Source organism: Dyella sp. AtDHG13, from assembly GCF_003201105.1.
Lineage (GTDB): Bacteria > Pseudomonadota > Gammaproteobacteria > Xanthomonadales > Rhodanobacteraceae > Dyella > Dyella jiangningensis_B.
The window spans coordinates 189444-210134 of the sequence record NZ_QICJ01000004.1; the positions used below are offsets into that span (position 1 = coordinate 189444).

General features: G+C 66.8%; 16 protein-coding genes. 1 reads left to right on the forward strand and 15 read right to left on the reverse strand.

The window, feature by feature from the left end:
• Positions 1-43: 43 nt before the first annotated feature.
• The 13 genes from BDW41_RS09295 to folE form a co-directional block, all read right to left on the reverse strand.
• A complete protein-coding gene (locus BDW41_RS09295; RefSeq protein WP_074548159.1) occupies positions 44-610 on the reverse strand; it encodes a HutD family protein in 567 nt (188 codons plus the stop codon).
• Positions 607-2709, reverse strand: a complete 2103-nt coding sequence (dinG, locus tag BDW41_RS09300; protein WP_074548161.1) for an ATP-dependent DNA helicase DinG — start codon at positions 2707-2709, stop codon at positions 607-609. The genes BDW41_RS09295 and dinG overlap by 4 nt, the downstream gene beginning before the upstream one ends.
• Before the next feature lie 538 nt (positions 2710-3247).
• The gene (locus BDW41_RS09305) at positions 3248-3868 is read right to left on the reverse strand and encodes a ParB-like protein (protein WP_074548163.1); all 621 of its coding nucleotides are present in this window, start codon (positions 3866-3868) and stop codon (positions 3248-3250) included.
• A gap of 245 nt (positions 3869-4113) precedes the next feature.
• Entirely contained in the window at positions 4114-7014 is a 2901-nt protein-coding gene (locus tag BDW41_RS09310; protein WP_074548165.1) for a TonB-dependent receptor, read from the reverse strand.
• Between the two features lie 318 nt (positions 7015-7332).
• Positions 7333-8967 carry an NAD(P)/FAD-dependent oxidoreductase gene (locus BDW41_RS09315; protein WP_074548167.1) on the reverse strand — a complete coding sequence of 545 codons (1635 nt, stop codon included), beginning with the start codon at positions 8965-8967 and terminating at the stop codon, positions 7333-7335.
• Positions 8968-9219: 252 nt separating this feature from the next.
• On the reverse strand, positions 9220-9873 hold the full coding sequence (locus BDW41_RS09325) for a DsbA family oxidoreductase (protein ID WP_074548169.1): 654 nt from the start codon (positions 9871-9873) through the stop codon (positions 9220-9222).
• Positions 9874-10030: 157 nt separating this feature from the next.
• A complete protein-coding gene (locus tag BDW41_RS09330) occupies positions 10031-10537 on the reverse strand; it encodes a DUF1993 domain-containing protein (RefSeq protein WP_074548171.1) in 507 nt (168 codons plus the stop codon).
• A complete protein-coding gene (locus BDW41_RS09335; protein ID WP_074548173.1) occupies positions 10534-11883 on the reverse strand; it encodes a TCR/Tet family MFS transporter in 1350 nt (449 codons plus the stop codon). The genes BDW41_RS09330 and BDW41_RS09335 overlap by 4 nt, the downstream gene beginning before the upstream one ends.
• A 132-nt stretch (positions 11884-12015) precedes the next feature.
• On the reverse strand, positions 12016-12333 hold the full coding sequence (locus tag BDW41_RS09340) for an EF-hand domain-containing protein (RefSeq protein ID WP_199535317.1): 318 nt from the start codon (positions 12331-12333) through the stop codon (positions 12016-12018).
• Between the two features lie 41 nt (positions 12334-12374).
• Positions 12375-15167, reverse strand: coding sequence for an AAA family ATPase (locus BDW41_RS09345; RefSeq protein WP_074548175.1), 2793 nt, complete (start codon positions 15165-15167; stop codon positions 12375-12377).
• The gene (locus BDW41_RS09350; RefSeq protein WP_074548177.1) at positions 15160-15891 is read right to left on the reverse strand and encodes a hypothetical protein; all 732 of its coding nucleotides are present in this window, start codon (positions 15889-15891) and stop codon (positions 15160-15162) included. Before BDW41_RS09350 ends, BDW41_RS09345 begins: the two co-directional genes overlap by 8 nt.
• Positions 15884-17182, reverse strand: a complete 1299-nt coding sequence (locus BDW41_RS09355; RefSeq protein ID WP_074548179.1) for a hypothetical protein — start codon at positions 17180-17182, stop codon at positions 15884-15886. The genes BDW41_RS09350 and BDW41_RS09355 overlap by 8 nt, the downstream gene beginning before the upstream one ends.
• Positions 17182-17784 carry a GTP cyclohydrolase I FolE gene (folE, locus tag BDW41_RS09360; protein ID WP_074548181.1) on the reverse strand — a complete coding sequence of 201 codons (603 nt, stop codon included), beginning with the start codon at positions 17782-17784 and terminating at the stop codon, positions 17182-17184. Before folE ends, BDW41_RS09355 begins: the two co-directional genes overlap by 1 nt.
• 166 nt (positions 17785-17950) lie before the next feature.
• On the opposite strand from folE, the gene BDW41_RS09365 reads away from it, so the two are divergent.
• Positions 17951-18811, forward strand: a complete 861-nt coding sequence (locus BDW41_RS09365) for a hypothetical protein (protein ID WP_074548183.1) — start codon at positions 17951-17953, stop codon at positions 18809-18811.
• 10 nt (positions 18812-18821) lie between these two features.
• Here BDW41_RS09365 and BDW41_RS09370 read toward each other — a convergent pair whose 3' ends face one another.
• Positions 18822-19685 carry a methyltransferase domain-containing protein gene (locus tag BDW41_RS09370; RefSeq protein ID WP_074548185.1) on the reverse strand — a complete coding sequence of 288 codons (864 nt, stop codon included), beginning with the start codon at positions 19683-19685 and terminating at the stop codon, positions 18822-18824.
• 79 nt (positions 19686-19764) lie between these two features.
• A complete protein-coding gene (locus BDW41_RS09375) occupies positions 19765-20571 on the reverse strand; it encodes a hypothetical protein (RefSeq protein ID WP_110301572.1) in 807 nt (268 codons plus the stop codon).
• Positions 20572-20691: the final 120 nt, after the last annotated feature.

Consider the following 20691-nt stretch of genomic DNA (forward strand, 5'->3'; position numbering starts at 1 on the left):
CGGGCGCATGCGCCGGGCGTCACATCGGGTCGGGATCGACCGGTTACGCCGCCCCGGCGTGCAGCGTGACTCGCGCGACCAGCGCCACCGCGCCCTCATGCAGCTCGATGGGGCTGGTATCCGGCCGCCACGCGTCGCCTGCGGCCAGCGGGCCATCCAGCGTGTCGGCCGTGCCGCGGGCGAGAAAGACCAGCACGGCATCGGGCGGCATCACCTGGCTGCCTGGTCCCGCGACGACATCGAGCCGTCCGCTGGCCTGCGCGCGCCGCACCATCAGGTTGAAGTCGCGCGTGGCGCCGCCGGCCATCGCCACGTCGACCTGCGCTTCGCCCGCAAAGGCGAACGGTTCCAGCGGCGTGGTCAGGGCATGCCGTCGCGCGCCGTCCAGCGTCATGGTGAAGCCGTCGCCGTCGAGCAGCACGATCTGCCGGTCGATGCCGGGAAAGGTGGAGAACGGTGCGGCGCTGTTCACCTCGGCCACGCTCACGCGCCAGATGAAATCCTCGCCGCCGGCGTCGGCCGGAAAACGCGCCACTTCGCGCGTCACGCCCAGGCCGTTCTTCCAGGGCTGGGGCTGCATGTCGGCGGCGCGGAGAATGTGGAAGCTCATGCGACCTTCTCGATGACGCGGGTGAACGGTGGCAGGGATTTCAGCATGCGCTCGCCGTAACGCTTCAGCACCACGCGGCGATCCAGCAGCACGATGCGGCCGCGATCGGTCTCGGTGCGGATCAGGCGGCCGCAATACTGCGTGAGCAGGCGCGTCGCTTCAGGCACGGTGACTTCGATGAAGGGATTGCGGCCGCGCGATTCCAGCCACTCCGCATAGGTGGCGCCGACAGGGTCCGTCGGCACGGCGAACGGTAGCTGGGTGATCACCACCGTCTCGCACAGCTTGCCCGGCAGGTCCAGGCCCTCACCGAACGAGGCCAGGCCGAACAGCGTACTGCCCTTGCCCGCTTCCACGTCGGCGATATGTTCGGCAACCAGTTGCGCCTTGCCCAGCGAACCCTGCGCGCGCACCTTGCGCACGTATTCGATGGGCAGCTTCTGCAGCACGCGGTCGAGCTTGGCGCGCGAGGTGAACAGCACGAGGTTGCCGGCGTTCCAGTCGAGATGCTCGGCCAGCCAGTCGCAGATCTCCTGCACGTGTTCTTCGCGTGCGTCCGGCAGGGCGCGCATGGCGGGCACTTCCAGCCTTGCCTGCGCGGCGAGATCGAACGGCGAGGGCAGGCTCAGCGTCACCGAATCGTCGGGCAGACCCACCGCATCGGCGAAACCGCGGAAATTGCCGCCCGCGCTCAGCGTAGCGGAAGTCATTACCACCGCGCTCGCATTGCCCCACAGGACGCTGCGCAGCAGCCCGCCGGCAGATACCGACGAGGCATGGCAGACCAGCTGCTGGTCGTTGCTCAGCGTCACCCAGCGCGCGAGCGGTGGCGTGTTGTCGCCGTCGGTGGCGGACCAGGCGCGCCACGTGCGCACCTGGCGGTCGATGCGTTCCAGCGCCATGCCCAGCTCGCGCGAAAGCGCTTCGTGCGTGGGGCCGGTTTCCGTCATCTCCAGCACGGCGCGGCGCACCGCACCGACCCAGCGCTCGACGTCGCCGGTGAATACGTAGAGTGCGCGCGCATGTTCCACCCAGGCTTCCGGCAACTGGCCCAGCGAGCCGCGGTACATCGGCTCCTGGTCGTCGGGCGAGGGCAGCCAGCCGAGGCGGATTTCCTTTTCCAGTTCCTCGAGCGCGTTGCTGAGTTCCTGCAGCTTCTCGTCGCCCGCATCGAGCGAGAGCTTGCCGATCACTTCCTTGTCGGTCAGCGAATAGGCGGCGTGGATCTGCCGGCCGAGACGGCTCAGCTGGCGCACCGCGGCGTTCATGTACACCTCGGCGGCGCCGCGGTCGATCGCCTTCGACGGCACGTGATGGCCCTCGTCGAAGATGTAGAGCGTCTCGTCGGGCTTGGGCAGGATCACGCCGCCGAAGCCTTCTTCCTCGCGCGGCATGGTCAGGTCGGCCAGCACCAGGTCCTGGTTCGCCACGATGATCTCCGCGTCGCCCACCGCGCGGCGCGCGGCGAAGAACGGGCACTGCATGAAATGCGCGCACTTGCGGCTGGTGCAGCCGCCGGCGCTGGTGGTGATCATCGGGCGCAGCACGTCGCTGACGGGTTCGGGCGCGGCATCGATATCGCCGTCCCATTCGCGCCGGTCGAACAGATCCATCAACTTGGCGAGCGCCTTCTTGTCGCGCTCCTGCGGCGGCTTGGTCCACAGCGCCAGGTCGGCGTCGAAACCCAGGCCCATCTGCGAACTCTCGTTGAGGCTGTTGCTGGCCATGGCGAGATTGCGCGGGCACAGGTAACGGCCCCGCCCCTTGGCGAGCGCCACCTTGGCCTCGCGCCCGTTGAGCTTGAGATAGAGAGGGATGTCGCGCTGAACCAGCTGCTCCTGCAGCGCCACGGTGGCGGTGGCGATCAACAGCTTCTTCTTCTGCGCGCGAGCCACCTCGACGCCCGCGATGAGATACGCCATGGATTTGCCGGTGCCCGTGGGCGCCTCGATCACCGCCGAGCCGCCTTCCTGCGCCAGCGCCTTGGCCACTTCGGCGATCATCTTTCCTTGCGACGCGCGCGCGCGAAAGCCGGGCAGGCCTTCCTTGATGCGCGTGTAGGCGGCGCGGATCGCGTCTTTGGTGGTATCGGTCAGCATGCAGCGGCTAGGGCGCGCAGGGGGCGCGTCGGAGGACCATTCTCGCATGCCTGCCCCATCCCTGCCGGGGCGACGTGGCCGGCGCGGCCCAAGTCACTGAGCCGGGGCGAAAAAAAGCGGATGACAAGGCCATCCGCGAAGTTCCCTACTCCAAGCTTGCTGATAACCCCGACGAATCCAAACGGTTGAGCACTCAACCACCTAATCCCCGGATTCGTCGCGCGCGTCACCGCGGGCCCATACAACATTCCCTGCGCATGTGGGGCGAGCGATATTGTCTGGATGGCGCGTGAGTGCAGCTATCGGATGGCTCTGAATTGGCCGACGAATGGGCGTAACGGCGGGATTTTTTCTGTCCGGGCCATTGCATGACAACGCCGTCGGAAGACGCTGACAGTGCCGCGCCTGGACAGCAGCTATTCTGGTCTTGCCTTCAGCCGCCGGTCCCCCGTTGTCGTGAAGGCCGGGGCCAGGACCCTCCCTTTAGCTTGGCCCCAACCCCAAAGACCCCCGCAAGGGGGTCTTTCCTTTTGGCCGTCTAATTGCCGATGGGGCCGCACCAGCCGGGCAGATACCTGGCCTGCTGGCTGCGTGCCAGCGTGTAGGCCGTTTTCATGGCGGCGTTGAAATGCTTCTCCAGCTGCGACCGCTTCAGCTGTCCACGAAGGAAATCCGCCCAGAGGAACTCGCTGAAGGGCGTGGCGTCCTTCGCGTAGCCGCCGATGCGCCGCAATTCACCGGCGGCGCTGCGGTAGGGATCGTCCACCAGTTCGGACACCGAGCGCGGTATCTCGTCGTATCCGCGCCGCTTGCCCTTGGCATCGTAGGGATAGACCCGGGCGTGGTGATCGAGGAAGGTCCAGAACGCATCCTGGTGAAGGCTGCTGAGGTCGGACACGGTGACCACGAACACGTGCTCGCAGCCTTCTTCCAGCAAGGCGCGCGCCAGATGGTGATGGTCGATGATGTAGTCGCGCTGCTTGGGTCCGTGGATGACCGGAATCATGTGGTGGCCGAGATAGTCGACCTTTTCCTTGTCGGGAAGCCGGCGCCAGTGCGCGCGCTTCTCCCTCACTTCATGCATGCCCACCGTGATCTGCGTGGGTCGCAGTTTCTTGATGGCGACAGGCTTGAGCACGGGTTCTCGAATGGACCACATGGAAACGCTCCTTCACGGTTGTGCCTGGGGCGCATGTCGGCAAGACATACGTCCACGAAAGGTGTCCGAGGCTACACCATGGTGATGAACGGGGCGGAACCTGGCCGCATCGAACACGCGCAACGTGAAGGGGCACCGAGGTTCGATGCACGAAAAAAAGCCGGCTTTCGCCGGCTTCGCAAGCTGCAAGGAAGGACCGGCCAACGCCAGCCCTTCACCCCAAGTCTCCGGGCTGCCACCCGGGTTTAGAAGTTGTAGTTGAAACCGGCGTAGTAGGCGCGGCCGATGGTGTCGTACAGACCGCCACCGAGGCTGTTGCCAAAGATGTTGACCGGCGGATCGCGGTCGAACACGTTGGTGATGCCCGCATACGCCTGCCAGCCGCTCTTGCCGAACGTGTAGCTTGCGCGCACGTCGTTGAAGAAGCCGGCGCCTGCCTTGATCGGCGTCATCTGGTACGGGTTGGACTCGTAGCTCTCGTTGCTCACGCGCAGCATCGAGGAGAAGTAGCGCGTGGTCCAATTGAACAGCCAGTTGTTCATCGTGTAGGTCGTGCGCAGCACACCCTTCCACTTCGGAAAGCCCAGCGTGCCGTTGTCCTGCACGGTGTTGCTCGGGTCGTCCTGGAACGGATGCTCGGTGTACGCGATGACCTTGGTCACGTCGAGGTTCAGGCCGAGCTTGCCCGGGCCGACTTCGTGCGAGTAATAGGCACCGATATCCACGCCCGACGTGCTGAGCGAGGAGATGTTCTGGTTGATCGAGTTGATGAAGTTCAACTCGTGGTCCGGTCCACGCTGCGCGTTGGCGCAGTAGATATTGTTGATGCCCGTGGTGGAGTCAACGCAGTGGTTGGCAATGTCAGTGCCGCTCGGCGCGCTGATGGCGTCGGTGAGCTTGATGTTCCAATAGTCGGCGGTGACGCCGAAACCAGGCAGGAACTCCGGCGTCAGCACGATACCACCGGTCCAGGTGCGGCCCTGTTCCGGCTTCAGGTCGGGGTTGCTGCCCGAGATGCCGGAGATCGTGGCCGTGTTGCTGGACGTCCAACCCGCGGGAATACCCAGCGCCGCGCAGTTCGCCGCACGCACGGACGGATCCGGGCCGTTCTTGATCTGCTTGGCCGAGCACGGGTCGGTGATGGTGAAGTAGTTCTGCGACTGGCCGCCGAACAGTTCGCCGATGTTCGGCGCGCGAACGGCGCTGGACACGGTGCCGCGCAGGCGGACGTTACCGTCGATGGCCCAGTCCAGGCCCCAGCGCCAAGTCTTGGTATGACCGATGGTGCTGTAGTCGGAGAAACGCGCGGCGGCGTCGAAGGTCAGGTTCTGCGCGAACGGACGGTTCGACAGCAGCGGCATGGCCGTTTCGATGTAGCCTTCCTTGACGTTGTATGCGCCGCTGGACGGCGGAATCGCGTTGAGGAAGGTCAGGCCGGCCACGTCCAGCGGGTCGGTGATCTGGCGGCTGCTTTCGCGGCGGAACTCCACGCCACCGACGAGGCTGGCGGCGCCCGCTTCGAACGGCATCTGGAACAGGTTGTTGTTGGTGATGGTGCCGCCGCCCACGAACTGCGTGAGGCGCGAGGTGGTGGTGGTCGTGGTGTTGAACCACTGCGCCGCAGCCGGGTTGATCGCGCCCGCGCCGAAGATGCTGGTGGGCACGCAGCCGCCGCCCAGGGCAATCGGGTCGAGCACGCCATGGGCGTTGGGGTTCACCGAGTTCGGGTTCAGGGTCGAACGGCAGACAATGTTGCCCTTGGCATCCTTCACCGCGTCGATCGACGCGTAGAAACGGTCATTGATGCGGTTGTTGAGGTTGTGGCGGGTTTCATCCGACCAGCCGTACACCAGGGAGGCGTCGTATTCCCAATCGCCGGTGATGACGCCGTTGGCGCCGATGACGCCGCGCGCGGTGTTGCGCTTGGTGTCCTCGCCGCGCAGGCCGGCATCGAGGTCGAAGCGCGACACCTTGATCGACTTGAGCTTGTTCGCGTCCATCACGGCGGCCAGCGTCGGGTCGATATAGGCGTTGTCACGGGTGATGACATAAGCGCTGCTGCCGCTGCCGAAGGCCGGCTGGCCGGACTTGGTCACGTCGACGTGGCTGTAGGTGCCCTCGGCGTACAGATGCTGTTCGGGCGTGATGTCGAACGAAGCGACACCGCTCAGCGTGGTGCGCTTGTACTTCGGCTGCAGCTGCAGCACCTGGTTCACGTCCGTGCGATCGCAGTCACTGCAACGGCCGGTGTTGTCGTACGGGCCGTAGAAGTTCTGGTGGCGTACCGAGCCGTCAGGATTGAACACGTAGCGCTTGCTGATGTCCGTCGAGCTGCCGGTGGAGAAGGTGCCGCCCGCGTAGTTGGTGTAGCCGCCGCCGTTGGGGTACAGCGTCGCGTCGTACGGACCGTTCGGGGTCAGGATGGACGCATAGGCCTTGTGGCCGAAGCGATCCCCGAACATCAGGTCGTCCTGCTCCGAGTGCTCCACCGAGCCGGCGATGTTGCCGCGGTTGTCGGCGAAGTTCATGCCGCCGGTCAGCGACACCAGACCTTTATTGAAATTGCCATGTTCGGACGTGCCGAGCTGGGCATGCAGGTTGGCGCCCTGGTAGTTCTTCTTCAGGATGAAGTTGACCACGCCGGTCACAGCGTCGGCGCCGTACACCGCGGAAGCGCCGCCGGTGATGATCTCCACGCGCTCGACCCAGTCCGCCGGAATGAGGTTGACGTCCACTGCCGTGTCACCGGCGCTGGCGCCGACAAAGCGGCGGCCGTTCACCAGCACCAGCGTGCGGCTGGTGCCGAGGTTGCGCAGATCCTGGAACGATTCGCCGGCCGTGCCGATGAAGCGGTTGGAGTTGCCCATGGTGAATGTGGTCGCCAGCTGCGGCAGCGTGGTCAGCACGTCGCCGATATTGACGGCGCCGGTGGCCTTGATGTCCGCGGCTGTCAACGTGCTGATGGGCGTGGGCGAAATCACGTTCGGGTTGGAGATGCGCGAGCCGGTAACCGTCACCGTCTCGAGATTGGCCGCCTTCTTGGCGTCTGCCGCGGCGGCATTGTCATCAGCCATAGCCGGCGCGGCGAGTGCCGCCAGACAGGCCAGAGCGAGCAGATTACGGGTGTAAGACAGGGTGATTTTCATTGACCGCCTCCCTACGGTGTGGGTCATTTGGTGCCGACGCTGCGCAACGCCGCCCGTTGCCGGGCAGACAGACATCAGCTGTGGGGTTTGCAACTTGCTACGGGGTTGTTAGCAAGTTGTTGCGATAAGATCACAAGAAACTTACAAAATGCTGACGAAATCAGCATTTTCTTGCGGAAATAGGCCAGAGGTCATGGGGAGTTCGCTGACACGGTGTCAGCGTACAACGACGAGCGGGCCTATAGATGCCTGACTTAAGTTGCCGTTATTAAAGGGATATCGCTGTTTCTGATGGCCGGAGTCGGCCGGGCCGCGGTATCAGTGCGAGGCGTTGATGGCCAGCGCCACCGCTTCCGCCACCCGAATGCCATCCACCGCCGCGGAAAGAATGCCGCCCGCGTAGCCCGCGCCTTCGCCCGCCGGATAAAGGCCGCGCGTGTTGAGGCTCTGGTAGTCCTCGCCGCGGCGGATGCGCACCGGTGACGAGGTGCGGGTTTCCACGCCGGTCAGCACGGCGTCGTGCATGGCGAAGCCCTTGATCTGGCGGTCGAACGCGGGCAGCGCTTCGCGGATGGCTTCGATGGCGTAGTCGGGCAGGGCGGGCGCCAGGTCGGTCAGGTGCACGCCGGGCTTGTACGAAGGCTGCACGTTGCCGAAGGCGGTGGAGGGTTTGCCCTTGATGAAGTCGCCCACCAATTGTCCCGGTGCGCTGTAGTCGCGGCCGCCGAGTTCGTACGCGCGCGATTCCAGCGCGCGCTGCAGGGCGATGCCGGCCAGCGGGCTGCCGCTGTCGTCGAACGCGGCGTAGTCCTTAGGATCGATGCCCACCACGATGGCGGCATTCGCATTGCGCTCGTTGCGCGAATACTGGCTCATGCCGTTGGTGACGACGCGCTCCGGTTCCGATGCGGCGGCGACCACGGTGCCGCCCGGGCACATGCAGAAGCTGTACACGGAGCGGCCATTCTTGCAGTGGTGCACCAGCTTGTAGTCGGCCGCGCCGAGGATGGGATGGCCGGCCTGCGGGCCGAAGCGCGCCTGGTCGATGATCGACTGCGGATGCTCCACGCGAAAGCCGATGGAGAACGGCTTGGCCTCCATGTACACGCCGCGGTCGTGCAGCATGAAGAAGGTATCGCGCGCGCTATGCCCCACGGCGAGCACCACGTGATCGCTCAGCAGCCGTTCGCCATTGGACAGCACCACGCCGCGCAGCTGCCGCGTGCCATCGGCGGCGGTGTCCACCAGCAGGTCGTCCACGCGCTCGCTGAAGCGGATCTCGCCGCCCAGCGACTGGATCGTCTCGCGCATGTTCTCCACCATCGACACCAGGCGGAACGTGCCGATATGCGGCTTGCTGACGTAGAGGATTTCCTCCGGCGCGCCGGCCTTCACGAACTCCGTGAGCACCTTGCGGCCGTGATGATGCGGGTCGGAAATCTGGCTGTGCAGCTTGCCGTCGGAAAACGTGCCCGCGCCGCCCTCGCCGAACTGCACGTTGGACTCGGGCTCCAGCTTGCGCTTGCGCCACAAGCCCCAGGTGTCGACGGTGCGTTCGCGCACGGCCTTGCCGCGGTCCAGGATGATGGGCCGATACCCCATCTGCGCCAGCAGCAGGCCGGCGAACAGGCCGCAGGGGCCGAAGCCGATCACGATCGGGCGCTGCTTGAGATCCTGCGGCGCTTGGGCGACGAAGTGATAGCTGGTGTCCGGCGTCGGCTGGACATGCCGGTCGTCGGCGTGGCGCTTAAGCACCGCGGCCTCGTCGGCCACGTCCACGTCGAGCGTGTAGATCAGCTGGATCGCGCCGCGCTTGCGGGCGTCATAGCCGCGCCGGAACACCGTGAAGCCACGCAGGCCGCCCTTGCCCAGCCCCAGCTTCGCGCGGATGGCGGCCTCGAGGGCGCCTTCGGCGTGGTCCAGCGGGAGCTTGATGTCGGTCAGTCGGATCATGCGGCGAGGCGGGCTAGGGGCGATGGCCGGCTATTTTCGCATGGAGGGACTTGGCGCGGGACGCGACCCTCAGCGCCATTTCCATCCCGCTTCCCTACTAGCTCCAGAGTTTCCTCACCGTCATTCCCGCGAAAGCGGGAATCCAGTGCCTTTAGGCTCTTATTGCGACTATTGCAAGGCATAAAGTCGCTGGATTCCCGCTTTCGCGGGAATGACGGTGAGGGGAAACGGAATGCGCGGCAAGCGGGCTCTTCAGCCTTCGGCCGCAATCTTCCGCAGCGTCTGCTCGAACACTTCCGCCGGCTGGCCGCCCTGGATCAGGTAGCGGTCGTTGATGATCACCGACGGCACGGCCTGGATGCCCTGCGACTGGTAGAACTGCTCCTGCGCGCGCACGTCCTGCGCGTAGCGGTTCTCGTCCAGCACATGGCGCGCCTCCGTGGCGTCCAGGCCCACCGAGGCGGCCACGTCCACCAGCACGTCGCGCGAGCTGACGTCGCGGCCGTCCGTGAAATAGGCGGCCAGCAACGCCTGCTTGAGCTCGGCCTGGTTGCCCTCGAGGGCGGCCCAGTGCAGCAGCCGGTGCGCATCGAAGGTGTTCACGATGCGGCTGCGCTTGTTCATGTCGAAGACGAAGCCAACGCCCGCGCCGCGTTCGCGGATGGCCTCCTGGTTCTGGCGCATCTGCTCCGGCGTGCTGCCGTACTTGCGCGCCAGGTGCTCGCCGATGTCCTCGCCCTCGGGCGCCATCTGCGGGTTCAGTTCGAACGGCTGAAAATGCAGCTCGACCGCCACCTCGTCGCCCAGCTTCTCGAGCGCCTTTTCCAGCGACTTCAGGCCAATGGCGCACCACGGGCACACCACGTCGGAGACGAAATCGATCTTGAGTGGTGCGGGGGCGGACATGGCTGGGTTCTCGAGGGTGGCGACCCCTGTTCAGTGGGATCGCCACCGGCCGGAATCAAGGGCGTAAAGGCGAGGAGTGAGTAAAGAGTAGTGAGAAGTGAGAGAGAGCAGATGCCGCCGCTCTCACCACTCACTCCTCTTCACTATTTCCTCGCTCTTACGCCTTGCCGATGAAATCGGTCTTGCCCAGGTCCGCGCCGGCCTCGCGCAGGATCGCGTAGGCGGTGGTGCAGTGGAAGAACAGGTTGGGGATGACGAAGTGCAACAGGTAGCCTTCGCCCTCGAAATGCTGCTCGCCGTTGCGGGTCTTGATGGTCACCGCGCGCGTCTCGCTGCCGTCGATCTGGTCGGCCTTGAAGCTCTTGATGTAATCGACCGCACGGCCGATGCGCGCGTGCAGTTCGGCGAAGCTGGTCTCGTTGTCCTCGAACTTCAGCGGGTCCACGCCGGCCAGGCGCGCGCAGCCGTTCTTGGCCATGTCGGTGGCGATCTGCACCTGGCGCGTCAGCGGCAGCATGTCCACGGTCAGGCGTGCCTGCAGCAGCAGGGAGGGGTCGTACTTGCGCGCCTCCGCATGCGCCTCGCCCTTGCGCAGCACATGCTGCAGGTTGTGCAGGGCACGCAGGAAGACGGGAACGGAGGCCTGATACATCGACAAAGTCATGGGGATTGCTCCGGTGGTTCGGTGTGGGTAATGGCGGCTTGCAGCGGGACGACCGAGGACGGTTCGCCCGGTATCGTGTTTGGCGCCGATTCGTCGCCCCTGGCCAGGTCATGCACGTGGCGCGTCGCGCGCATCGCGATGTACGCGCCAATGGCCAGCAGCACCGCCGACAGCACGAACGCCAGGCCAGGCAGGTGGAACGGCGAGGCCGGCGAAATCGAGAACGAGAACACCTGCGCGAACAGGAACGGGCCGAAGATGCCGGCGAAGCTCTGCAGGCTGCTGATGGCGCCCTGCAGGCGGCCCTGCTCGTGCGGGTCCACCTCGTGCGTCATCAGCGACTGGATCGGCGGCTGCGACAGCCCCCACAGCGCCATCAGCGGGATGCCCAGCAGGAATACCGCGCCAGTATTGGCCAGGCCCATCACCAGGAACGAGCCGATGCCGCACAGCATGCCGCCCAGCATCAGCCGGCGCTCGCCGAAGATGGGCGCGAGCTTGCGCGTCAGCACGGCCTGCACCAGGCCGTCGCAGGCGCCCACCAGCATCAGCACATAGCCCACGGCGCGAGGTCCCCACTGGTAGCGGTAATCCGCGTACAGCACAAAAGTGGTCTGCAGCACGTAGTGCGACAGGAACACCAGGAACATCACCACCGCCAGCCGCAGCACCAGCGGATAGCGCATGAGCAGCTTGAGCGAACCCAGCGGATGCGCGCTGTGGATCTCGAACTTCGGCGTGCGGCGTTCCTTCGGCAAGGATTCCGGCAGCACGAACAGGCCGTACAGGAAGTTGCAGGCCGCCAGCGAGCCGGCCACCCAGAACGGCAGGCGCAGGTGGATGTCGCCGAGGAAGCCGCCCAGGCCCGGCCCGATGATAAAGCCCAGGCCGAACGCGCTGCCCAGGATGCCGTAGGCCGCCGCGCGCTTTTCCTTCGGCGTGATGTCCGCGATGTAGGCGTTGGCCGTGGTGAAACTGGCCGCCGTCATGCCCAGCACCACGCGCGCCACGAACAGCAGCCACAGCGTGGGCGCCATCGCCAGCACAAAGAAGTCGATGGCCAGGCCGGCGTTGGAAATCAGGATCACCGGCCGGCGCCCGAAGCGGTCGGACAGCGCGCCCTGCACTGGCGAGAAAGCGAACTGCACGATGGCGAACACCGTGCTGAACACGCCCACCCACCAGGCCGCGTTGGAAATGCCGCCACCGGCGAGTTGCTCGATCAGGTGGGGCAGCACCGGGATGACGATGCCGAACGCCAGCATGTCCAGCACCACGGTGACGAAGATGAACGCCAGCGCGGCGCGGCGGCGCGGGTGAAGCTCAGGATGGGTTGTCTGATCCATGGACGTGACCGACGGCAAGAGGCGCACGATAGCCGATTGCGCGTGACGTTGTGTGTGCAGTGCGGTATGGATCGAGTCGTCTGAGGTACGTCTTACCGCTTCGCCGAGTGCCTGACTGTCATCCCGCTTACCTCACCCGTGCGGTGGCTGCGTCAGCTCGCGTGCGTCCAGGTATCCGTCGTGGTTACGGTCCAGCTTGTGGAACTGCCGGCGCAGGTTGTCCTGGAACTGCTTGAGGGTGATCGGCTTGCCGTGCCCGCCCGGCAGCTCGTCGGCTTCCAGCACGCCGTCGCCATTGCGGTCGAGACGGTAAAAACCTTCGCTCAGATGGGCCACGTACTCCGCCTCGCTCACCCGGCCATCGCCATCGGTATCGAATTGGCGCAGGTATTCGGCGGGCGTGGACTGCGCGCGGGCCAGCAGGGGCGCAAGCAGCAGGCCGGCCAGCATCGCGGCTGTCCGCAGGGAGGCGGCGATGGGCCGGCGCACGATCATGCGGCTTCGGTCCGGCGGCGCAGCACCGCCAGCGGTTGCGCCCAGGTCGCGCCGGGGCGGCGCTTGCTGGTGACCAGGGTCAGGTCGCTGGGCTGGAACACGTTGATGTTGTGCGTGGCCGGGGTGGTCAGGATGTACTGGGCGCGGGTGGACTTGAGGAAGGCGCCCACCTTGTCGATGTTGAAGATGTCCAGGTGCGCGAAAGGCTCGTCGATGAACACGAAGCCGCCGGGGCGGTCCTCGTCGCGCATCAGCGCCACCAGCAACAGCAGCGACTTCATCACCTGCTGGCCGCCGGAGGCCTCGCCGTCGTCCATGCCGATCCAGCCCTTCTTGTCGAACTCGAAGCGCACGTTGAGGCCGGCCTGCGCCAGCGCGAGGTCTTCGTTCGACAGTTCCGGCAGTTCCGTTTCCACGCCGATGCCGGCCAGATCCGCCAGCACCTTCAGGTTGCGGGCGTAGCGCTTCACCGTGTTGCGCAGCACATTGAGATAAGCGGCGCGCGCCTCGCTGGTGATGCGGGCCGCACGTTCCAGGTGCACGCGGCGGCGCTGCAGGTCTTCCTTCAGTCCTTCGTGGTCGTTGGCGTACTTGTCGCGCAGCGGCAGTACGGCGTCGTCGGTTTCCCAGTGTCCTTCGTTGAGGCGGCGCTCGATGCGATCGATCTCGCGGCGCACGGCGGCGGGCGACTCGTAGCGTTCGCGCAGCTCCGCCATGGCGCGGCGCGAGCGGTGTACCGGCCGCACATGGCTGCGCTTGTGGCGGAAGGCCTTGAGGCGGTCGATCTGCTCGTTGCGCGCCTGCGCGAACTGGCGCGCGGTGTCGGCCAGTTGCTGCTGCGCCTGGCGGTGTTCGCGCGCCTCGTTGTCGCGCTGGCGCGAGTTCTGCTGGCGCTTCTCGCGCACCGCTTCGTAGTGCGCCTCGGCGGCGGCGTAGCTGTCGGCACAGCGTTGCACGTCGTCCTGCAGGGCGGCCTGTGCTTCGTGCGCGGCGGCGAACTCGTCGGCGCGGTCGGCCAGCTGGCCGCTGGCGTTGGCGCCGCGCAGCAGGCTTTCCGCGTCGCTGGCCTGCTCCTGGTACGCCTTGCGTTTGTCGCCGATGGCGCGCAGCTGCTTCTCGATCTGCTGCAGGCGCTCCTCGCCTTCGCGCAGCTGGCGCTCGCGCGCGGCGCTGCCGAAGTAGACGTCGTCCACGCCCAGGTGGCGGCCACCGCGGCGTTCGCGGAAATAGCCCTGCGGCGTGATCCAGTCCTGCTCCTTGCCCAGCTTGGCGCCGTCGGCCACGTCTTCCACGCGGCGGATGCGGTCGAGCTGGCGCAGCAGCCATTCCGGCGCGGGCGCGGTGAAATCTACCACTTCCAGCAGCGAGCCGCGCGTGGCCGACATGCTGGGTGCGCGCTCGGCCACGACGAAGTGCTTGTAGCGATGCTGCTCGCCCAGGCGCCAAGCCGCTTCGCGGTCGCGCGGATGATCCAGCAGCACCACGTGGCGATAACCCGCCAGCACCGCTTCCACCGCCGCCTGCCAGCGCGGCTCGGTGATCTCCACGATCTCGCTCAGCATGCTGTGGCCGATGTTGGCCTCGTCCAGCGCGCGGCGGAACGACTGCTCGAACTCCGGCGTGTAGCGCTGGCCGCGACGCCATGCGGCGAGCTGCGCGGTGAGCGTGGAGAGCTGCTCGCGCAGGCGTGTCTCGTCGTTCTGCAGGCGGGCGAGCTGGCTGCGTGCCTCGACCAGCTGCTTGCCTTGCTGCTCGTGGTCGGCGCCGTCCTGTTCGGCGACCAGCTTGCGCAGGTGCGCCTCCTGCTTGAGCAGGGTGGCGTTCTCGGTTTCGGCGCGGCGTGCTTCATCCAGCTGCTGCTTGGCCTGCTGGCGTGCCTGGTCGGCAAGATGCTGTTCGCCGCGCAGCGATTCCTCGGCCGCGTCGAGCGCCTGCAGGCCCAGCTGCAGTTCGACATCGCGCGCGGAAAGATCGCGGCACTTCCGCTTGAGCCCGAGCAGCTGCGGGCGCGCGCCGCGAATGGCGCTGTGCAGCTCGGCAAGCTCGGTGCGCGGCAAGGTTTCGGCCACCAGGTCGGCGTGCTCATGCTTCAGCGCATCCCACTCCTGCCAGGAACGCACGCGGCCCTCGGCTTCCTGCAGGCTTACGCCGATCAGCGACAGCTGGTGTTCCAGCCCATGCAGCTCGCGGTCGGCCTCGGCCTGCTCGTTGCGCGCGCGCTGGTAATCCTCCAGCACGGCCTTGTCGCCGAACACGTCGAACACCAGGTCCAGCAGCGCCTTGGGCGGCAGCTGGCACAGCTTGTCGGTGGCGCCCTGTTCCAAGGTGAGCACGCGGCGGATCGCCTGCGACAGCCCCGCGCCTTCCAGCCTTACGCGGTACTCGCGCAGGCCCATGAAGTCGTTGCGCGCCTCGATCTCGTCCACGCTCACGTCGCCGCCCATCACGGCGTACTGGCGCTGCCATTCGCCGCCTTTCTTCTGGATGCGCACGGCCAGCGTCACTTCGCTGTCCATGATGGGGAAGAACGGACGCTCGCCGCGCGGCCCTGGCGTGTTGCCCACGCGGGCGCGCAGCCAGGCGAACGGCTTGCCGTTGTGGCGCAGGTAGCTCTTGTAGTCGCGGTTGCCGGCGCAGTCGATGGTGAGCAGGGTGCGCAGCGCATCGAGCAGGGTGGTCTTGCCCGAGCCGTTGGGGCCGACCACGGTGACGATGTTGGTGTCCAGCGGCAGGCTGAATCGCTGCCAGTAATCCCAGTGGATGACTTCGAGGCTGCGGAAATCAAACATCGTGGCTCACTTCGCTGTCTTCGCTGGTTTCATTCACGTCGCCGTCGGCGTCGTCGTAAAGCGGCTCGTCATCGGAGCCGAGATCGTCGCGCGGCGTCAGCCCGGCCAGCAGGTCGCTCAGCGCGCCGTCCAGCACGCGCCGCGCGGTGCGCTCGTAATCGAACACCAGGTCGAGCAGCGGCCCTTCGGCCAGCTCGCCCTTGCGGCGCACGATGAAACCGTGGCGCGATAGCAGGCCCAGGTTGAAGTTCACGCGCGTCTTGCCGCCCAGCTTTTCGCCGAAGTCGGCGAGCAGGGTGCGTTCGGCCACGATGGGCGAGAGGGAGGCGTCGCGCGAAATCGGCTTGGCCTCGGCGAACATCAGCGTCTGCGAGGCATCGGCCTCCGCCTGCTGGCGTTCCAGCTGGCGCTGGCGCTTGGGCAGCACGATCAGCGCCCACAGCACCACCAGCAACGCGACCGCGTCGCGGTCCAGCTGCAGCGTGTTGGAGATCCAGCTGTCGCTGCCGCCGAACACGTGTTTTTCGTTGGCGCGCGCCACGGCCACGCCGATGTACGCGGAGTAGGGATGCTCGCGCAGTTCCAGCCCGACGGCGGCAAGGCGGCGGTCAAGCTCTTCGCGGAAGGCTTCGTCGAGCAACGCCTTGCGTGCCTGCGCGTCGTCGCGCGGCAACCAGCGCTGTGAAAGCAGGCGCGCGACGAGCGCGGCGGTTTCGTCATGCATGTTTCTTGTCCTTGCGAGGATGCAGGCGTCCCGCGCTGACCAGCGCGATCGACGCCAGGCCCGGATCGATCAGGCGCGGTTCGATTTCCAGTGTCAGCGGCAGGCGCGCGAGATCCGCGGTGGGGCCTTGCAGCGCCGAGGATTCCGGATCGCCCACGAGCCCGAGCAGCGAGAGCCGGTACGCGCTCAACGCGTAGTCGTCGCCGCGCAGCGCATCGTTGAGCTCCATGGGCTGGGTGAGCGCGGCCAGCTCGCCATGCCAGGCCAGCAGCGGCGAGAGATCTTCCTCGTCGATGGGCAGGTCGTGCGTGGTCGGCGTGGCTTCGGCGCCGGGCAGCTCGGTGCTTTCGGCGGCGGCGCGTTCGCGTTCGAGCAGTTCGTACTCGGCCACGTCCAGCGCGACCTGGTCCTGCAGGAACGGCGGCTGCACCGGCAGCTGCGCGGCTTCGTCGGCGTGCTGGGCCAGCGCGTCGGGCGTGAGCGAACGCAGCCACGCCACCAGGTCGGACGAGGACAGACCCGTGCGCCCCAGGTGCACGCGATGCTGGTCGATCTTGTTGAGCTCGCGCTGGAATATCCCGGCCTGGCGCAGCAGCGCGCTCTGCGCGCGGCCCACGGCCTGGGCCAGGCGATGCGTGGCCGGGTCGATGTCTTCGCTGTCGGCGATGGCGCGCACCACGTCCGTGCCTTTTTCCACCCACGTCCACACGGCATCGAGCCGCTGCGCGGCGCGGCGGATGCGGTGCTCGGAACCGGACAGCACGGCGCGGTCGAAGTCTTCCTTCAACTCGGACAGGCGCGACAGCAGGTGTCCCAGCTCGTCGGCGGAAATGCGGCCCACCGCCTGGCCCGCCGCCAGCTGCGCGGTGATATAGCCCAGGCCGTCCTCGTCGTCGCGTTCGAACTCCAGCAGGGTGGATACGGCCGCCAGCGCCTTGCGGCCCAGCGGACTCACGCGGTAGCGCAACGTTTCGTTGTCCCAGCTGAGCAGCTCGTGCTCTTTCAGGCGCTGCACCACGGTTTCCAACTTCACCGGCTCGACGAAGGCGAGCTGCTCGCGGATTTCCGCCGGCGTCCATTCGGGCGCATGGGCGCGCGCACCCAGCGTGCGCAGCACCAACAGGCGCAGCACCACCTGGGTTTCACCGCCATGGAACAGCGCGCTGAAGGCGCGCAGCAGCGAGCGGCCGCGCAGCAGCGGAAACACCGCCGGAAGATCCTCGGCGGTGATGCCTTCGCGAAGTACGTCCTGCAGACGCTCGTCGGCGTCGGTGCCTTCCAACCCCTGCATCAACGGCCCGCGCCGCGGATGCCGATGAACTGCAGGAATTCCGAGCGCGTGCGCGCGTCGTCGCGGAACGCGCCCAGCATCTGGCTGGTGATCATCGACACGCCGCGCTTGTGTACGCCGCGCGTGGTCATGCACTCGTGGCTGGCGTCGACCACCACGGCCACGCCGGCCGGGTGCAGGTTGTCCTGGATGCACTGGGCGATCTGCGCGGTGAGCTTTTCCTGCACCTGGAAGCGGCGCGCATAGGCGTCCACCACGCGCGCCAGCTTGCTGATGCCCACCACGCGGTTGGTCGGCAGGTAGCCCACGTGGGCGCGGCCGATGATGGGCGCCATGTGGTGCTCGCAATGGCTTTCGAACTCGATGTCGCGCAGCACGACCATCTCGTCGTAGCCGGCCACTTCCTCGAAAGTGCGGCGCAGGTACTCGCCCGGGTCGATGGCGTAGCCGGAGAACCAGTCCTTATAGGCCTTCACCACGCGCTTGGGGGTGTCCAGCAGGCCCTCGCGGCTGGGGTCTTCGCCCGACCAGCGCAGCAGGACGCGCACGGCCTCCTCGGCCTGTTCGCGGGTGACTTCGGTCGGTTCGTGACGCTCGCTCATGCAGGTTCCTTCGGGTACGGCTTGCAGACGCGTCAGTGTAACGCCCCCGTCAAGCTTTGGCCCCGCGGGGCGATGGGATCAGGGGCGGCCCGTCTCCAGGCGGCGTACTTATGTCCTCGCCCAGGACCGGGCTAGACTGCGCCCACATCAAGCCAAGGAGGGGTTTATGAAACGCGCGCATATCGTCTGGCTGTGCGGCTGGCTGCTGGCCAGCGCCGTGGGCACCGCGGCCGCGGCCACGGCGGAACAGGTCCGCAAGACGGCCGAGGCCAGCATGCTGGTCACCGGCACGGTCGAGGTGAATCCGGATGGCTCGCTCCACGGCTACGCCCTGGACAAGCCGGAGAAGTTGCCGCCGGTGGTGGTGGACGTGGTCAACAAGACCATCCACGCGTGGGAGTTCAAGCTTTCCGGGCCCACCACGGATGTGGTGAAAACGAAGATGAGCCTTCGCGTGGTGGCCAAGCCACTGGGCGACGGCCAGTTCAGCGTGGCGGTGCAGGGTTCGTCGTTTGGTGAGCCGGGCGCGCACAGCAATCAGGTCTCGTCCAAGGACCGCGGGCGACCAATTTATCCGCAGCAGGCCATTAGTGCGCGCGTCAGCGGCACGGCGTACCTGGTGCTGCGCATCGGGCGCGACGGCACGGTGCAGGAGGCGATTGCCGAGCAGGTGAACCTCGATCAGTACGACCGGGAAGCGGCCATGGAGCGCTACCGCAAATGGCTTGCCGATGCTTCGCTGCAAGCGGCGCGCCACTGGACCTTCAACGTTCCGACCACGGGCGCGGAGGCGAACGATCCGTATTGGGTCGTGCGCGTGCCGGTTAACTTCGAGCTGCGCCCCGGGGGTGTAATGCCGCAGAAGCCATCGTATGGCCAATGGGAGGCTTATATCCCCGGCCCGCGCCAGACGCCGACGTGGATCGGCAAGGCACTGGCCAGCGAGTCGCCGGACGCCATGGCCGATGGCGACGTGGGCTCGGGCGACCCGCGTCTGCAACTGATCAAGCCGGTGGGCGGCGCCTGAGCGCTGCCCCTCAGGCCACCGAGCGGAACACGGTGATGCGGTCGGTGTCCGGCTCACTGGCCGCCCGCAGCCAGGGTTCGACCGCCACGGCCGGCGTGCACGGGCCCAGCGTGGCGATGCGGAAACTGCGCTGGCGGGCTTCCTCGTGCAGCCGGTCCAGCATGTGGCGCAGCATGCCGCCGGTGAACGGCGTATAGAGATAGAACACGGTGCCGCGCGACACGTCCGCCTCGCGCGCGTCCTGCGCGATGAACGTCGCGCGATCCACCCGCAAGGCCTGCGCCGCGCGCCGTGCGCTTTCCACATAGGCGCTTTCGCGCTCGATGCCGCAGGCATGCGCCTCGGTGCAGATCGACACCAGCAGCGGCACGTGTCCCATGCCGGAGCCAAGGTCGACCACCACGTCGTCGCCGCACAGCCGCGTGCGATGAATCAGGTCGAGCACATGACGCACCGGCGTCGGCTGGTAGAACACCATCTCGTGCTCGAGCGAGGCGATGGGCGTGGTGGGTTCGTCCAGCGAAAGCACGTCGCCGATCAGTGCATCGAGATGGTCGTAGCCCCAGGGATCGCGCAGGTCGTCGCGATGCAGCCAGCCGCTCAGCGCATGCACGCCCGCGCCATGCACGATGGCATGCCGCACGGCATCGCACAGATGCCGCTGCACCTCGGCAAGCGCCGCGTGGCGCGCCTGCGCGCGGCGTTGCAGCGCATCCCAGGCCGCCTTGCCCGTTCGCGTGAGCTCGAGGGGCTCATGCATCATCACGTCTTCCAGCCGATCCATGGCGCGGATGCGCTCGCGCAATTGCTCCGGACGCTCCAGCGAGCGGTCCTGTTCGGCTTCGCAGACGATGATGTGCAGCTCTTCCAGCATGGCGTGACATATCCGCAATGACGCGTGGGATGGTGTCACGCCTCGGCTGGCCGCCAGTTGAACACAGGTTGTTGCGATGTCAACGCGGATCGGGAACAAAGCGTCCGGGGAACGGGTCGGGCCGGTTTCGCCCTGGCGGGACATCGCCCGGGATCACGCCCTGCGCGATCAGCCGCTCGCGCGTGTCGTAGTACAGCGTGATCACCTCGTTGGGCGTGGACGAGGCACGCTCGAAATCGGTAGTGGTCACCACGGAGGTTTCGCGCTCGCCGTGCCCCGTGCCCAGCGGGCCGCCGGCGTCTGCCTTGGCCACCGCGCGTGCCGCGCTTTCGGTGGCGGGCGCGGGCGGCGCTGGCGCCGGTTCGCTCAGGCTGGCGATGGGCGCCTCGGGCGCGGCCATCGGCGCGGGCCGCATCGGCATCGGCAATGGCCGCATCATCCGTGGCGGAAGAAACACCGCCATGCCGATCACCCCGACGTTGTCGGGCCGGCCGGTGCGCGCCGCATAGCTGCGCGCCGCGTCGGCAAACACGAAATCCGCCACTTCGGTGAGGCTTTTGCGCCAGCCTGCGATATCGGTGGCGGCATACGGCGAGAGCACATAGCCGCTCTGCGACCAGTCCGCCGTGTCGCCCGACAGCACGTTCACGCCATCGACCGACAGCACGCCGAGCACGCGGCAATCCTCGTGGCTGCGCAACTGGATCTGGTAGCGATGGCCGGGTTGCCCCGCCACGTAGTAGCGGCCCTCATGGCGATACACCGGCAATTCCTGCTGCGTGGTGCGGTCGTACACGGCCAGATCCACCAGCCGCCCGACCGCACCCGCCTGCGCACAGGCCGCAAGCGCGGCGAAACCGAAAACCGCTTTTCCAAGCGTGAGCATGACGACGACTCCGGCAGGCATCGAAGGCCGATGCATACGATGAAACGTCGCCGCCGCCCGAATGGGGTTGAGCCATCGGGGTTCCGGGCTGCCTCAAGTTCCTTGGGCAGCGGCCGATGC